Below are 14,532 nucleotides of genomic sequence, written 5' to 3'. Positions count from 1 at the left end.
GGCGCAGGACCCTTGGTGAGCGGGGTATCATGCTCCGGGTCACCGGGATGGCCGGGTTCGGTGACCGTCTCGATCAACCACATCCCTCGAGGACATCCGCTTATGCAGATCGCACTCTTTGGCGCCACCGGCGGGACCGGTCGGCAGGTTCTCGAACAGGCCCTCGCGGCAGGTCACACCGTGACGGCGCTGGTGCGTGATCCAACCAAGATCGAGGCGCGCAGCGGGGTGACGCTCATCCAGGGTGATGTGCTCGATCAGGAGGCGACCGGCCGTTGTGTTCAGGGAGCAGATGCCGTGATCTGCGTGCTGGGCTCCGGAGTCGGAGCCGAACCGGTCGAGGCGCAGGGTACGCAACGTATCCTTGAGGCCATGCAGACCCACGGCGTGCGTCGGCTCGTCGCCGTGACCTCGCTCGGAGTCGGGGACAGTCGCGAGCAGGTCGGCGCGGAGTTTCAGCGGGCCATGGACACGGTGTTGCAACCCATCATCGCGGCCAAGACGGAACAGGAGCGCCTCATTCGGGCGAGCGGACTGGACTGGACCATCGTGCGTCCCGGCGGGCTCGGTGACGGAACGCGCACCGGCGACTATCGCAGCGGCACTGACCCCACACTGATGGCCGGACTTGTGAGCCGGGCGGACGTGGCCGAGTTCGTCCTGCGCCAGCTGTCGGACACGACCGACCTGCACCAATGTCCGGCGGTGACCTGAGCCGGCCGGATCGGTTCGCGAGGGCGACGCGGGGCGGCCCGATGGCGAGGCGGCTATTCACGGCAAGGACCGCGAGCCGAATGCCCGAGCGCGGCTAAGGCTCCGGGGTGTTCTGCAGGACCGCTTCGAGCTCGGTCTCGGTGACCGGCAAGGTCAGCACGGCATGGATCCGGAAGCGCTCGGCCAGCCGCGGGACGTATTGCGCCTGTTCCTTGCCGACCAGCACGATCGTTCGTGCCGACGGTGCCTGTTTGCGTAAGGCCGCCAGAAAGACGTCCAGGTTGCTGACATTGGCTCCGGCGTAGTTGTTGCCGAAACCGTAGAAGAACTCCGCCACGATCCAGTCCGGCGACATGGACTTGAGTGCCTGCAGCGCTTTGCGTTGCGAGGCGAGCTTGACCTGCGTGACGCCGAGACGCTGATAGAGCGCGTCGAAGCGTGGATGGTTCGGGGATTCGATGATTGAGAAGAGCGTGGTCATGCGGCCAACCATCTTGCTGCACGGAAAGTCTTCAACGCTGCCCGAGACCGTCGAACGGTGCAAGTCGGCGGAGAGCGGCCACCGACACCTGTGCCGCGATGCCCTTCATCCTGCGCGTGCAAGGAACTTGATCGAGGCTCTGGCCGATAGGGTTCTCCAGAGGTCTGGATAACCCTGACAGAAAGCTCTACTTTTAGGGTATACGATGAAATACTCCATATTTGGAGCATATGAGATGAGCGCACTCCCGCATCCCCAAACCGGTTTCGATCCGGAGCGACTCTCCAGTGCCGCCCTACAGGCATTTTTTAATCTTTCCGCACGTTGGGGGCTCACGGCCGCTCAGGAGCGGATTTTGCTCGGCAATCCTCCGGAGTCGACCTTCTTCAAATGGAAGGCGCAGAAGACGGCCCGGCGCCTTGGGCGGGACGTCCTGGATCGCATCAGTTACCTGCTGGGTATCGCCAAGGCGCTGAACATCCTCTTGCCTTCGCCGCGTGCGGCCGACGAATGGGTGAAGAAGCCCAATATGGCGCCGCTGTTTCACGGGCAGTCGGCGCTTGAGCGGATGCTCGGCGGGAGCCTGATCGATCTTGCGGATGTGCGGCGGTATCTGGATGCTCAGCGGGGACTCTGATTCGCAGCGTCCGCCCTGTTGCGATCTGGACTGGACGCACCAGTAGCGCATCGTCTCTTCGGAGTTTCCGCCCATCAACCTCTTCGAGACGCTGGTGGATCCGGACCTGATGGACGAGCTGTACTATCTCGAAGGGCTGACCAACGAGCGCTTGCGCGACGAGGTGGGAACTATCGCACTGGTCGATCGCGAAGACCGTGTTTGTGGTCCCGGCTCGACGCCGGTGATGGCCGCGTTCACGCATATCGGCGTGGCCAGCCGATTCAGCGACGGCAGCTTCGGCGTTTACTACGCGGCCAAGACCCTGCACACGGCCATCGAGGAAACGACGTACCACCGCGCCCGGTTTCTTGCCTACACACGGGAGGACGCCGGGGAGATCGACATGCGGGTGTACGTGGGGGAAGTGGCGAAGCCCCTGCACGATGTCCGGGGCGCGGTCTACGACCATCTGCATGACCCGGACGATTGGCGGCCATCCCAAGCGTTTGGCTTGGCGATGCGCGCGGTGCGGTCTTGGGGGATCGTCTATCGGTCCGTGCGGGACCCCGGAGGGGAGTGCATCGCCGCGCTGCGCCCACCCGCGGTCACCATCCCCCGGCAGGGTCCCCACCTCTCGTATGTCTGGGACGGCACCCGAATCGTCAGGGTCTACCGCAAGACACTGATCCAGTCCTCGTGACAGCTCCCTCATCCGCAGTCGAGCCTTTCATTCAGTTCACCGATGCCGCCAAGTCCTCATGCCGGTATCACGGGGGATCGCGCGTCTATGTTTGCTGAATGGCTGATGGCGCGACTCGAGAGGCTGTTTCGGCGTTTCCGACGTGCGCCCGCCGGTCGCGTGACGGCGATCTTCGTCGCGGATGCGGCCGGGACGCCGATGCGTGCCTGCGAGCAGACCCTCGCGCTGGTCGATCAAGGGTTGGCAGAGGATCGCTATGCCCTGGGTCGTGGCTTCTGGCGGCTCACCGACGGCTGTCAGGTCACCCTGATTCTGGCCGAGGACCTGCGGCGTGCCGAGCGCCGGCATGGTCTGCCGCTCGACGCCGGGCAGCATCGTCGCAACCTGGTGGTGTCCGGATTGGTCGGGGTCGAGCTACGGGGCCGGAGCCTGCGGATCGGGGAGGCGCTGTTGGCGTGGCATCGGGTGCGCCCGCCTTGCGGGTATCTGGATCGGGTCGCCGGCGCGGGTATGGCCAAGGCGCTCGGACGACATGGTGGGTACTGCCTGCGGGTTCGCGAGGGCGGGGTGATCCGGGTGGGGGACGATGTGACCGTGGTCTGAGGCCGAGCGAATCGCCGAGCAGAAGAGTATCCGCCGCGGGGGCTCAAGCCATGCCGGGGTCCATGGAGTGACCCCGCGACGACGAGTACATCGAACTCGACGGCTGCTCGGAGTGCTGTCGGGAGCCTCTCACGCGACCGCGAGTCCACCTCAGTCGGCGCCGACGGCCTTTGTGCTCTTTGGATGCGATTGCCCTGGTGCCCGCGATCGTTCAACGGCAATGCCACCGAGACATTGGGTACGTAGGCGCGACATTTTGTCCCATTGGCCAACTCATTTCGCGTCCATTGTGTCTCGTCGTTCGAGGCGGCGCCGCGGCGATGCCCTTCTGCCTGACGACTCAAGAAACGACTCCGGCGGCTTGCATTCAATGCGTCACCGGCCGCCAGCGAGCGATCCGTTGCGCTGATGAGTACATGGCATCGATCGTGCGTCGTGATGATCAATGCATCTATTCGGCTAGACTGGCGCCGCATAAAGGCAGAGACGGCAGAGTCGGCTGGATGGCTCAACCGCAGCTGGCTCCATCGCGTGTGAGCCTGGTGCTCCCTAACCTGGCCCGCACAGGCCCGCACAGGCCCGCATGTGGCCGTAGCCGGTCGCTACCTCGACAATCCATCGGACAGACCATAATGATGCATATCAGTATCCTCCTGATAAGTCTTCTTGGCATGGTGTTCATTGCCGCGGTATTCGCCTTTGTCGTTCTGAATTCAGGACCACGGGACGAGGACTATGGCGGCATTTCCACACGTGGCTACATCATTCGGCGCTGGTGGATGATAGGCCTGTGCGCCGCCGGGGTGCTGGTGAGCGTCTGGTCGCTCATCCCGTTTCCACTGCAGGCATCCAGCGCCGAGTCGCCCAGGATAATCCAGGCGGTCGGTCGGCAATGGTCATGGGAACTCGCATCGAACAGCGTCGAAGCCGGGGAGCCTGTCAGGTTTCGCGTGACCTCGCAAGACGTGAATCACGGATTCGCGATCTACGGACCGGACGACAAGATCGTCGCACAAACACAGGCGATGCCGGGCTATTTCAACGACCTCGACGTTACCTTCGAGCACGCCGGCAAGTATCGCGTGCTCTGTCTCGAGTATTGCGGTGTGGCGCACCATGCCATGGTTACAGAGATCGCCGTGACGGAGAAGCACTGAAATGACCACGACTGAACTAGGATATGCAACTCCCGAAGCGCAGCGCGCGCCGGTCGTCAAACTCTACCTCGGCATCGGTCTGCTGGTCTTCGCCGGGCTGATGCTGGTCGGCGTGCTGATGCGGGCGGCACAGGGCGCCGCGATGCTCACACTCGCCCCCGATGTCTTCTATCAGTTGATGACCTTGCACGGCGCGGGGATGGTGGGCACGGCTGGATTGGCTGCCCTCGCCGTCAATTGGTACTTCTTGAGTCAGCACGTGCAACTGAATCCAAAGATCTTTCTAGCCACGCTGCTCTTGTCCCTGGTCGCCGTCGCCATGATCGTCGGCTCCATCCTGCTCGGTCATTTCGCCGCCGCGTGGACCTTCCTCTACCCCCTGCCCGCCTTCTCGCTGGGACAATGGAGCAAGGGCGCGGCACTGACCTTCGTCGGCGGCCTGCTGCTGCTGGGGGTCGCCTTTCTGTTGGTCTACCTCGACATGGGCGTCGCCATCGTGCGTCGCTACGGCAGCATTGCCCGTGCCTTGGGGTTGCCGATGCTGTTCGGCCGGGAGCCGATCGACGCAACGCACTCGCCCACGGTCGTGGCCAGCGCTATGGTGCTCATCGTCAATGTCGCCGGCATTGCCGTGGGCGCGATCGTTTTGATCATGACGATGCTACATCTGATCTACCCGGCGCTCGCCCCCGACGCGCTGCTAATGAAGAATCTTATCTTCTTCTTCGGCCATGTGTTCATCAACGCGACGATCTATTCGGCCGTGATCGCGGTCTACGAAATCCTGCCTCTGTATGCTCGACGCCCATGGCGTGTCTCGCGACCCTTTCTCGCGGCATGGCTCGCCGTGACACTGATGGTGCTGGCGGTCTACCCCCATCATTTGCTGATGGATTTCGCGATGCCGCCCTGGATGGCGATCATGGGACAAATCGTGTCCTATGCCAGCGGCATCCCCGTCCTAGTGATGACCGCCTTCGGGGGGCTGATGCTCGTCTACCGATCGGGCATTCGCTGGGACGCCGCCTCAAGTCTGCTGGTGCTGTCACTGTTCGGCTGGGCGGCGGGAATCATCCCGGCGGTGATCGACGGCATGATTCACGTCAATCTGGTGATGCACAATACCCTCTGGGTGCCGGGCCATTTCCATTTCTATCTGCTGCTAGGCGTCTTGCCGATGGTGCTCGGATTCGCGAGCTACCTATGCGCCAACGGCCAGCAGGGACGTACCGGGCTTGTTGCGGTGGCGGTCTATGCCACTGGCGGTACCCTGCTCTGCCTGAGTTTTCTGGTGTCGGGGGCGCTCTCGGTGCCGCGTCGCTTCGCCGTGCACGAGGAGAGCTGGCAGTGGCTCGGCAACGTCGGCGCCCTGTCCGGCGGCATCGTCCTGATCGGCACCCTGATGATCGCCTTGCCGATTCTGCAGAAGCTGCCGCGCGCGAGGCTGGCAAGCACAGGAATCGGCGCACGCGCATGAGTCCGCGCACCCTGCTCTCCGTGGCGTTGGCCCTGTGCCTGATGGCAGGGCTGCTCTGGCATAGCACCGCCGGTCTCTCCGCATTCACCTATGAGACCTTGCGCCAGACCCAGGCCATGCGCCAACAACCGCCGGTCTCCGACTGGCAATTGCAGGACGACCAGGGCAACCTCGTCCGGCTGTCGGACTGGGACGATCAGGTCCTGCTCGTCAGTTTCATCTTCACCCGCTGCACCTCGGTCTGCGGAGCACTCGGGGTGCGTTACAGTCAGCTCCAGCGCGCGATGGAAGCCGCTGGCTCGAACCGGGTTCGCCTGCTGTCCGTAAGCATCGAACCCGCGCACGACACGCCCGAGCGTCTCGCCGAGTATCGAAAACGCTTCGGCGGCACGCGCACGTCCTGGACCATCGCGCGCCCGGCCGACGAGCAAATCCTAAGCACCCTGATCCGCGAGACTGGATTGCGCGTCATCCCCGACCGCTTCGGCGGTTTCGCGCACAGCGACTCGCTCCATTGGATTCGAGACGGCCACTTGGTCCGCATCAGCGCTTGGACCGACCCCGCGCTCGAAGGCTTGATCACCGATGACGGGTGAACGGTGGCGGCAGTGGCCGCTCGCACTCACCCTGGCGTTCTGTGTCGCCGGGCTGATTCCCGTCACGGCGAGACTCTTCGAAGCGTCCATGCAGGCACACCTCTTGTTGCAGATGCCGCTGCTGGCCTTCTGCGGCGGTTACTGGGTCTATCGCTCCGAGCAACTGCAGGCGTGGCTGGAACGTGCGGATCCCAGCGGAGGAGTCGCCCTGGTGCTGGGCAGCGGTTGGATGATCTACTGGATGCTCCCGCTCAACATGGATCTCGCAACCTTCGATCCGGGTGCCCGGCTGCTCAAAATCCTCACCGTGCCGCTCACGGGCGCCACCTTGACATGGAGCTGGCGTCGACTGGGACCGGTGGGGCGCGGCGTCATACTCATGGAGGGCTGGGCCATGCTGGTGCGTCTGGGCTGGGTCTTCCAGATCAGCCCGGTGCAGTTGTGCAGCAACTATCTCATAGACGACCAACAACGCACCGGGATGCTGCTACTGGGCCTTGCATTGATCGGCGCGATCCTAGCCGCCGTCTGGGGTCTGTTCGGGCCCTTTCGCAAGACGGATCGATCCCGGCTGGAATGAGTAGCGATGCGCACTTGGCTCAATCGACATTCCAGACAGCTAGACTATCGGGGCTGCCAATAACGCCGGGGTAGCCCCTTCCCGCGAGCGCGAGTGTTGTGGATCAACTGAAAACAGCTCAGGTACATCGGGAGGTTTTCCCGCGAAATCCCGCGGAGAGCGCGCAGCCATGAGCGAAACTGTTGTTTCCCATCCTGATCCGCAAACCACCGGCCATTTTCGCAGGGAGTATTCCGCCGGTGATGTGGTTTCCCGGTGAGGGAATGGGGTGAGCGCGGAGCGTGGATGTCCCGGACGCTTCACCGGCGTGCATCCTCGCGCTCGCCCCGGCACACCCTCCCGACGTTGATCCAATAATAAGGCCCGCCACGGAGGCAACCGTGCGGGCCGGTGGCCGGTGCAATTACGCTTCACCATCCTCCTGCCCGAGGACTGGACGCCCGAGCAGGCTTGGGCCGTCCAGGATTGCTTGGACGAACGGCTCGTGCAGATCCAGACTGCCATCACCCAACTGGACCTCTTCGGCGCCGACTTCGACGATCCGCTGCCCTTCTAACCGACCCGCGCCCGCCGGGCACCCTCCCCACAGGTGCCCGACCCGGGCCCGTTGAACACCGCCGCAACGCGCCCGACACGCCGCCTTCGCCCTCCTCGCACTGCTCCACCTGCCAACACTGCGCCACCGGGGCAATCAGTGCGGGAAAGCCGCGAGCATTCCGCACGAAATAATTCGGGAATTGGACGGTGAAACAAAGTGACCCACAACACGCGACATTTTGTTCCATTGGCCAACTCATTTCGCGGACATTCTGTCTCGGCGTTCGAGACGGCACCGCGGCGATGCGCTTCTGCCTCACGACTCATGAACCGACTCTGGCGGCTTGCCTCCAATGCGTCACCGGCCGCAAGCGGCCGATCCGATGCGCCGATGAGTACATGGCATCGATCGTGCGTCATGATGTAGCGCGCCGGTCATCAATGCCTATGCGGAGTGCATCGATAGAACGGGCGTAGTGTCATGCGAGCCGAATTGCCGACGGAATCGCAATGATGCGCCCACATTTGCGCCGGAGCATGCTCTGAGTGGCCCAGGATAGCCATATTCAAATATGCAGTCCTGGATTGGTCCTTCGGGGCTGTTTCAGCATGTCTTAAGCGACCAAAGCTCGTAACTATCCACCACTGGAGAGACCCATGCAAACCCAAACCCTTTCTTCTCATGCACCCGCCGCCTACGGCAATAATAGTATTGCCGCTCTTGCCAAAATGGGCGAGGTGTGGAAAGAACGTGCACAGGTGAAGAACGAAGAGTTCGAAGTCGAAATGATGTACAGCGATGTGTACGACGACTTCCTGGATCGGTTGATCCCGTTTCACCAGCATCCGCGTTACGGCGAGCTTGGCGACGAGATGCGCACCAAGATTCTGTCATCCGGCTGGATCGCCTATAACGAGAAAACCATCGATATTGAAACGAAAATCATCTCGCCCATTTGCAATGAAATCATCTACGGAACTCTGCCGGGTACGCATGACGAAACCATCAAATGGCTGGCCGCCCAAACTCTGACGGATGAGGCCTACCATGTGTTGATGGTGATCAATACCGCACGTATGGCCCGAACACAGCGTGGCTTGCTGGACCTGCGTTTGCCTAGCTTCGACTTGGTTAACAAGATCGAGCTTGAGGCGGCGAAGTATTCCGAGAACTGGCAAAAGAAGATCGTTCGTGCGTGCGCCTGCATCGTGTCCGAGGTGTTTATCAGCGACTATCTGAGCCTGCTGTCCGACGCCGATGGTGTGCAGCCGATCAACCGAATCACCACCGATGCGCACCGGAAAGATGAATTGGCGCACAGCGGCATCTTCCGTCACCTGACCAAGGAAATCGTCCGCCACCTGACGCCGCGTGAGCTTGCGTTCTTCGCGCAGATGCTGCCGCGTCCGATGCGTTGGTTCGCCAGTCAGGAGCTGAGCGTTTGGGAAACCATCCTGCAACAGCTCGACTATGAGCACACCAAAGAGGTGATTGGTGATATCCGGGCGGAAGCCGAAGTTGCCCTGTTCCGTGTCGACTTCTCGGAGCTGATCGAGCTTGCCGAAGAAACTGGCTTGCTGGACACGCCGGAAGGTTGTGATTCCTTCCAGGCGGAAGGATTGCTTGAAAAAGTAACAGTTCAATAAACAGTAATCCATCTTAGCCCCTCTCCCCTGCCGGTAGAGGGGCTGGGGAGAGTGGGAGAATGAACTGGAATGCTGACGTCGCTTATGAACCGCTTATAAGCAATACGAGTGGCCGCCGAATGTCGGTACACAAGAGAGGGGGAGTCACAATGCTCGCACATGTGGTCCAGCATATTGCTTTTGAACATTTGGGCAATCTGGAGCTGGCGTTAAGCAAACACGGCTATGCCATTAGCACCTTCATGGCGGGCGTTGAGGATCTTAACCCGATCAGTAAAGACGATCCGGATTTGCTGGTCGTCCTGGGCGGCCCGATCGGTGTCTACGAAACAGACGCCTATCCGTATCTGGACACCGAACTGGAACTGATCCGCGATCGCATCGCGCGCAATCGGCCTGTACTGGGTATCTGCCTGGGCTGTCAGTTGATTGCCAGAGCGCTGGGCGCGGATGTGTATCCCGGTGGAACCAAGGAAATCGGTTGGGCGCCGTTGGAAATTCACGGCGATGTGGAGGGGAACGTCTTGTCGCCCCTACAGGACGCATTGGAAGTTCTGCATTGGCACGGAGACACCTTTGATCTGCCCGCCGGTGCAACCCGGCTGGCGTCGTCGGCGGTCTATCCAAATCAGGCGTTCAGCTACAGAGACAATGTGCTGGCGCTGCAATTCCATTTGGAAGTTGAAGCCGAGGCTTTGGAAAGCTGGTACCTCGGTCATGCGCACGAAATTGCGTCAGTAGAAGGGTTGACGGTTCCTGGACTACGGGAAGATGGCCAGCGCTATGGGCCAAACCTACAAGGCCCGGCCAAGCAGGTATGGGCGAAGTGGCTGGTGTCTCTAGCTGCTCAGGGTTCCGTCGAGGCAGCGGCATGAGCCGCTGAGAAATCGCACCGGGGTTCTACCGGTGGTGAGGGGCTGTTGGCTGTGGCTCTCGTGTCGCAATGACCAATATCGGTCGCCGCTGTTAGAGGCGCGGTTAAGGATCATTTAGATCAGCACATTGATGCCGGGGAGAAGGAAGATGAGTTTAAAACGCTATCGTTGTAGCACTTGCGCGCATATCTACGACGAAGCTATGGGTGACCCGATTCACGGAGTAGCCCCCGGGACTCGATTTGATGACCTGCCGCCCGAATGGTTTTGTTCGGTTTGTGGTGATCCTCGCGAAAGCTTTGAATTTGCCGGCTTGTCTGAGTATGCGCAAGCCGCAGCCGAACGCAACAACGACCAGGAAGGCGATCCCATTGTGATTGTTGGCGCTGGGATCAGCGGATGGAACATCGCCGAGCAACTGCGCCAGAATGGTGCCGAAGGCCCGATCACCATCGTCACGAAAGACGATGGTGACTACTACTACAAGCCGCATCTATCCGTGTCCGTTACCAGCAAGTCACGTGCCGATCTGATCATTGCCAAAGGGCCGGATCGCGCGCAGTTGCTGGACGTGGACTTGCGTGCACGTACCCAGGTGATTGGTCTCGATCGTAATAAAAAACGTTTGTTAACCGACAAAGGCAAGGTCGAGTACGCCAAGTTGGTGCTTGCGACCGGCGCGGTGCCTTTGCGTCTCTACGATCGTCGTATCCAGCAGCATATCCACCAGCTGAATGACCTGGATCACTATGAGGCACTGACGGAATTGCTCAACAGCGGTAACAAGCGAGTACTGATTCTAGGTGCCGGCTTGATCGGATGTGAATTGGGCGATCACCTTGCTCGTGCCGGGCATGAAGTCGCGATCAATGATAGAGCCCCGTATTTGCTGTCGGCCGTGGTGTCCGAGGGTGTTTCCACCTACGTTCAAGATCGATACGTGCAGAACGGGATCGCGTTCTTCCTCGGCACCACCATGAACGATGTCGCCAAGGAAGACGGTGGGTTGCAGATCCAGTTCGAGGATGGGCGCACCATGGAGCGCGACGTCGTGATCTCGGCGATCGGCCTGAAGCCCAACATTGAGCTTGCGGCCCGAGCGGGCCTTGATGTTGGCAAGGGTATCAATGTCGATGAAGCCATGCGTACCAGCGACCCGGATATCTACGCCCTTGGTGATTGCGCTGAACACAAGGGACAGGTCTTTTCATTCGTCGAGCCTATCAATCGCCAGGCTGCCGTGATCGTGGATCAGCTTTATGGTGAAGGCAAGCGGCGCTTCGAGTCCCGTATGCCGATGGTTCTTGTTAAGTCTCGCACCTGTCAGATCAAATCGGTGCCGCCGGAGCGCTCGAGCCGTGCGGGCAGTAGCATTCGCCGTGTGCATAGCTCCGACCAGGGTGTCGTGGACGAATGGTGGAGTGACGATGGCCTACTGGTCGGCTATAGCGCATGTGGTGATGTTGCCGGAACCTACGAGCCAGCGATGAATCAGGGTGACCGCGCCGATCCGGGCGATAATGTGAACTCGTCTAGTCCTCCCGGACACCCTGCTAAGGCGATAATACTACCGACCGAGGTGAAATATTGAACCGGGTTCCTGCGGCGACGAACAAGAACCGGATATTGATGACTGACGTCACATACCGGTTGGGCTTGGCCAAAACAATCAATAACGTTAAGAGGAGTTAGTAACATGAAAGCTCGATTCGCCATTCTGTTGTTTATACTCATCGGTGCGTCCAGTTATATTGTTCATACTCGCCAGTTGCCCGTAGTCACCGCTGTTTCCAGTTCTGCTGCTTATGACTATGAAGCATTAAAAGATAAGTATTACGCTGATCATCCCGGCAAAGGAAAATACGCCGACCTCTGGGAACCCATCCCGATCCAACAATACTGGAATCCGGTGAGTTTCTATGAGCCGCCAGGTACCTTAATAGGCAACTTCAATGCGGAAGAATGTGTCGAATGTCACCTAGCCATTAACCCTGGTTGGGTGCATGCCTGGAAAGACAGCGGCCATGCTAATCTGGATGACATACGCAGTTTAAAAGATGATGACCCGCGTTTCTATAAGAAGGCCAAGCTCGAAGAGATTGAGAAAGAATTACAATCCCGTGGTGTCCTGGCAGCCGGCAAGCAACTTGAGAGTGTAAGTTGTATCGATTGTCATGCTGGGGTCGGTAAAACCAGCATGCAGCACGAAACAGAGCTGAAGATGCCGGACCGAGCCATGTGTGGCGCCTGTCACGTACAAGAGTTTGCCGAGGCTGAAGCGGAAAAAGAGCAGAAATGGCCGCAAGGGCAGTGGCCGGATGGACATCCATCCCATGCCATGGACTGGAAGGCCAATGTGGAAACTGCCATCTGGGCCGGTATGTCACAACGCGAAGTGGCCCAAGGTTGTGATATGTGTCACTACCAACAAAACAAATGCGATGGCTGCCATACTCGCCATACCTTTTCTGCCGCCGAGGCCCGTAAGCCCGAAGCCTGTGCCACCTGCCACAACGGTGTCGATCACAACGAGTTTGAAAACTACATGTTGTCTAAGCACGGCGTGATCTACGAGACAATGGGTAAAGACAAATGGAACTTTGAAGTTCAATTGAAAGATCACCTCACCGAAGGCAATTACACTGCACCTACCTGCGCTACTTGTCACTTTGAATACAAAGGTGAATATTCGCACAACTTGGTCCGTAAAGTACGTTGGGCCTTTAATCCAACCCCCGCCATTGCGGATAACCTAGACCAGCCTTGGTTTGAAGAACGCAAACAAGCGTGGGTCGATAGCTGTGCTCAATGTCACTCTGCACGCTTTGCCAAAGCCTGGCTGGATACGGCAGACAAAGGCATCATTCAAGGTCTTGAGGTGGAACAAGAAGCCAAGCAGATCGTGCAGAAACTGTATGATGATGGCTTGCTAGTAGGTCAAAAGACCAACCGCCCTGCCCCACCAGAGCCTGCAGAAGATGCTCCTGGTGACTTCTTTGGACTGTTCTTCGCCCAAGGTAATAACCCTAGCTTGGTTGACCGTACCCATGCCGAGATGTGGGAGCATGATCTGATTAAGCATTACAAAGGCTTAATGCATGTTAACCCAGGCGGCTTCACCTACTCTGAAGGTTGGGCCAGGTTGATGCGTCGTTATACGGAGATCCAAGATCAAAATACCCAGATCCGAGAATTGGCTGAGTTGAAGAAAAAGGTAGAGGAACTCAGCAAGTAGTCTAGCCTTTATTGACCCTATGCCGAAACAATCAGGTCGGCATAGGGTTTTTTACCCCCTGCTCCCATCCGTTAAATTTCTATTCGGAGTTACAACATGTCTCGGCTTAGAATCTCATTGCTGCTTCTCGCATTAACCACTACTTCAGTAGCCTTTAGTAATGAAAACAATAAGCAGCTCAGTTATTCCATATCAGCCGTTGAAGCATCTGAATATCAAGACATAAATAGTCACTTCCCTATCGATGTTCTAGAGAAAATTTTGATCAAAAGCCCAAAAGAAAAAGAATACGAAATGTTTGTGGCGCAATACCAAGTCGATGATGAAAGACGTCGAGCCATCGTCTATCCTCTCCCTAGACAACATGAAAAAGAAACGAATACAATAGATAATAAGAAACATCATCAATACCGACAAGAAAAGTGGCGGTTCCTCTCTGCTGCCGTTAAAAAACACACCAAAGACTCGGATAGATTTATTACTTACTGGGATAACGCTCAACGGCTGCACCTATTTACCGGAAGAATGGCTGTCTCAGAACAACCTATCGAGAAGGCATTCGCAAATTCAGAAGAAAAGTTATTTTGGCAAAAGATCGGTAATGGGTTTTCTCAGCAAGAACAATTGACTATCTTCGCGCAATGTTTAATCGGTAAGGCCAGAGATGCTACGTCGTGCTTGAGCCAGTTGTATACGGATGCAGGTGATAACTATATCTTGATGAGTGCCGATGATATGGCACATATCCAAGAAATCAGTCTTTTAGCCGGCCAGGGTCTGCCCTTAGAGACGCGCTTGTTTTCGACCGATTCCGATCTGCACGGTCAAATCAAACAGGTTAGAGAATGGGCTCGTGAAGGAGAAGGAACCGGCAGTTATATGCTACAGCCTATCGATGAGAACTTTGTTCGTGCCTGGAGGATCATCGATCCGGATTTTGAAGATTCTTTACTCGCCAGCTTGCTTCCTTTTACCACCGCAGCCGAAAAAGAACTTGCTGATTTTAGATTGGTCTTTAAATCCGATTGGGGCGGCTATTTAAGCCTGTATCAAATTATCAACTAAATCAAGTTCAAGGTAGTGGTTCGACAAGATCGCCGGGAGCGATCTTGAACGGCCGAAGGCTGGTCCGAAGGGCCAAGAGCAAGATGCCCGGAGTCAGATGACGTGCGTCGTGCCGGCTCGGTACGGCGACGTCAGCTGATAGCGAACGTTGCCGTTCGGGGTGAGCGCCAGGCGCTTTTCCGAGATGGCCGGCCGGCTGATGTATGCGGTAGGTGATCGTCAAACCCAGGCGCTATTCCATCGCGC

General features: G+C 58.4%; 15 protein-coding genes and 1 pseudogene. 14 read left to right on the top strand and 2 right to left on the bottom strand.

The window, feature by feature from the left end:
• Nucleotides 1-102 precede the first annotated feature (102 nt).
• A complete protein-coding gene (locus BDD21_RS20050) occupies nucleotides 103-714 on the top strand; it encodes an NAD(P)-dependent oxidoreductase (protein ID WP_120798665.1) in 612 nt (203 codons plus the stop codon).
• Nucleotides 715-808: 94 nt separating this feature from the next.
• Here the strand turns inward: BDD21_RS20050 and BDD21_RS20045 are convergent, their stop codons facing one another.
• Nucleotides 809-1,195 carry a hypothetical protein gene (locus tag BDD21_RS20045; protein WP_120798664.1) on the bottom strand — a complete coding sequence of 129 codons (387 nt, stop codon included), beginning with the start codon at nucleotides 1,193-1,195 and terminating at the stop codon, nucleotides 809-811.
• A 235-nt stretch (nucleotides 1,196-1,430) separates the two neighbouring features.
• Here BDD21_RS20045 and BDD21_RS20040 point away from each other — a divergent pair, with 235 nt between their 5' ends.
• The 13 genes from BDD21_RS20040 to BDD21_RS27545 all read left to right on the top strand — a co-directional run bounded on the left by BDD21_RS20040 (nucleotide 1,431) and on the right by BDD21_RS27545 (nucleotide 14,286).
• The gene (locus tag BDD21_RS20040) at nucleotides 1,431-1,832 is read left to right on the top strand and encodes an MbcA/ParS/Xre antitoxin family protein (protein WP_120798663.1); all 402 of its coding nucleotides are present in this window, start codon (nucleotides 1,431-1,433) and stop codon (nucleotides 1,830-1,832) included.
• Between the two features lie 94 nt (nucleotides 1,833-1,926).
• Nucleotides 1,927-2,514 (top strand): RES family NAD+ phosphorylase, encoded by a 588-nt coding sequence (locus BDD21_RS20035; protein ID WP_245969706.1) that lies wholly within the window; start codon nucleotides 1,927-1,929, stop codon nucleotides 2,512-2,514.
• Nucleotides 2,515-2,601: 87 nt separating this feature from the next.
• Nucleotides 2,602-3,117, top strand: coding sequence for an MOSC domain-containing protein (locus BDD21_RS20030; protein WP_120798662.1), 516 nt, complete (start codon nucleotides 2,602-2,604; stop codon nucleotides 3,115-3,117).
• Between the two features lie 632 nt (nucleotides 3,118-3,749).
• On the top strand, nucleotides 3,750-4,274 hold the full coding sequence (locus tag BDD21_RS27995; RefSeq protein ID WP_211335110.1) for a cupredoxin domain-containing protein: 525 nt from the start codon (nucleotides 3,750-3,752) through the stop codon (nucleotides 4,272-4,274).
• Nucleotide 4,275: 1 nt separating this feature from the next.
• Nucleotides 4,276-5,751, top strand: coding sequence for a cbb3-type cytochrome c oxidase subunit I (locus BDD21_RS20020; RefSeq protein ID WP_120798660.1), 1,476 nt, complete (start codon nucleotides 4,276-4,278; stop codon nucleotides 5,749-5,751).
• Nucleotides 5,748-6,347, top strand: a complete 600-nt coding sequence (locus tag BDD21_RS20015) for an SCO family protein (protein ID WP_120798659.1) — start codon at nucleotides 5,748-5,750, stop codon at nucleotides 6,345-6,347. Before BDD21_RS20020 ends, BDD21_RS20015 begins: the two co-directional genes overlap by 4 nt.
• Nucleotides 6,337-6,927 (top strand): hypothetical protein, encoded by a 591-nt coding sequence (locus BDD21_RS20010; protein WP_120798658.1) that lies wholly within the window; start codon nucleotides 6,337-6,339, stop codon nucleotides 6,925-6,927. Before BDD21_RS20015 ends, BDD21_RS20010 begins: the two co-directional genes overlap by 11 nt.
• 397 nt (nucleotides 6,928-7,324) lie before the next feature.
• Entirely contained in the window at nucleotides 7,325-7,483 is a 159-nt protein-coding gene (locus BDD21_RS27990; RefSeq protein ID WP_170164835.1) for a hypothetical protein, read from the top strand.
• Between the two features lie 638 nt (nucleotides 7,484-8,121).
• A complete protein-coding gene (locus BDD21_RS20000) occupies nucleotides 8,122-9,111 on the top strand; it encodes a diiron oxygenase (RefSeq protein WP_120798657.1) in 990 nt (329 codons plus the stop codon).
• Between the two features lie 59 nt (nucleotides 9,112-9,170).
• Nucleotides 9,171-9,986, top strand: coding sequence for a glutamine amidotransferase (locus BDD21_RS19995; protein WP_211335109.1), 816 nt, complete (start codon nucleotides 9,171-9,173; stop codon nucleotides 9,984-9,986).
• A gap of 148 nt (nucleotides 9,987-10,134) precedes the next feature.
• Nucleotides 10,135-11,577 carry an FAD-dependent oxidoreductase gene (locus tag BDD21_RS19990; RefSeq protein ID WP_170164834.1) on the top strand — a complete coding sequence of 481 codons (1,443 nt, stop codon included), beginning with the start codon at nucleotides 10,135-10,137 and terminating at the stop codon, nucleotides 11,575-11,577.
• A 105-nt stretch (nucleotides 11,578-11,682) separates the two neighbouring features.
• The gene (locus BDD21_RS19985) at nucleotides 11,683-13,221 is read left to right on the top strand and encodes a multiheme c-type cytochrome (RefSeq protein WP_120798655.1); all 1,539 of its coding nucleotides are present in this window, start codon (nucleotides 11,683-11,685) and stop codon (nucleotides 13,219-13,221) included.
• 96 nt (nucleotides 13,222-13,317) lie between these two features.
• Nucleotides 13,318-14,286: a hypothetical protein gene (locus BDD21_RS27545; protein ID WP_147431162.1), complete on the top strand. Its 969-nt coding sequence runs from the start codon at nucleotides 13,318-13,320 to the stop codon at nucleotides 14,284-14,286.
• Between the two features lie 99 nt (nucleotides 14,287-14,385).
• Here the strand turns inward: BDD21_RS27545 and BDD21_RS19970 are convergent.
• Nucleotides 14,386-14,490, bottom strand: a pseudogene (locus BDD21_RS19970) (transposase); the annotation flags it as partial.
• Nucleotides 14,491-14,532: the final 42 nt, after the last annotated feature.

The sequence above is a fragment of the Thiocapsa rosea genome, from assembly GCF_003634315.1.
In the GTDB taxonomy this organism is placed as follows: Bacteria; Pseudomonadota; Gammaproteobacteria; order Chromatiales; family Chromatiaceae; genus Thiocapsa; species Thiocapsa rosea.
This window is presented reverse-complemented; position numbering and strand designations above follow the sequence as displayed.

Bases quoted from the DNA above. Each gene is read 5' to 3' on its own strand.
- BDD21_RS20020 (WP_120798660.1), top strand. From the start codon at position 4,276: ATGACCACGACTGAACTAGGATATGCAACTCCCGAAGCGCAGCGCGCG.
- BDD21_RS20000 (WP_120798657.1), top strand. From the start codon at position 8,122: ATGCAAACCCAAACCCTTTCTTCTCATGCACCCGCCGCCTACGGCAAT.
- BDD21_RS20045 (WP_120798664.1), bottom strand. From the start codon at position 1,195: ATGACCACGCTCTTCTCAATCATCGAATCCCCGAACCATCCACGCTTC.
- BDD21_RS20030 (WP_120798662.1), top strand. From the start codon at position 2,602: ATGTTTGCTGAATGGCTGATGGCGCGACTCGAGAGGCTGTTTCGGCGT.
- BDD21_RS19995 (WP_211335109.1), top strand. From the start codon at position 9,171: ATGAACTGGAATGCTGACGTCGCTTATGAACCGCTTATAAGCAATACG.
- BDD21_RS20050 (WP_120798665.1), top strand. From the start codon at position 103: ATGCAGATCGCACTCTTTGGCGCCACCGGCGGGACCGGTCGGCAGGTT.
- BDD21_RS27995 (WP_211335110.1), top strand. From the start codon at position 3,750: ATGATGCATATCAGTATCCTCCTGATAAGTCTTCTTGGCATGGTGTTC.
- BDD21_RS20015 (WP_120798659.1), top strand. From the start codon at position 5,748: ATGAGTCCGCGCACCCTGCTCTCCGTGGCGTTGGCCCTGTGCCTGATG.
- BDD21_RS20010 (WP_120798658.1), top strand. From the start codon at position 6,337: ATGACGGGTGAACGGTGGCGGCAGTGGCCGCTCGCACTCACCCTGGCG.
- BDD21_RS27545 (WP_147431162.1), top strand. From the start codon at position 13,318: ATGTCTCGGCTTAGAATCTCATTGCTGCTTCTCGCATTAACCACTACT.
- BDD21_RS20040 (WP_120798663.1), top strand. From the start codon at position 1,431: ATGAGCGCACTCCCGCATCCCCAAACCGGTTTCGATCCGGAGCGACTC.
- BDD21_RS19990 (WP_170164834.1), top strand. From the start codon at position 10,135: ATGAGTTTAAAACGCTATCGTTGTAGCACTTGCGCGCATATCTACGAC.
- BDD21_RS19985 (WP_120798655.1), top strand. From the start codon at position 11,683: ATGAAAGCTCGATTCGCCATTCTGTTGTTTATACTCATCGGTGCGTCC.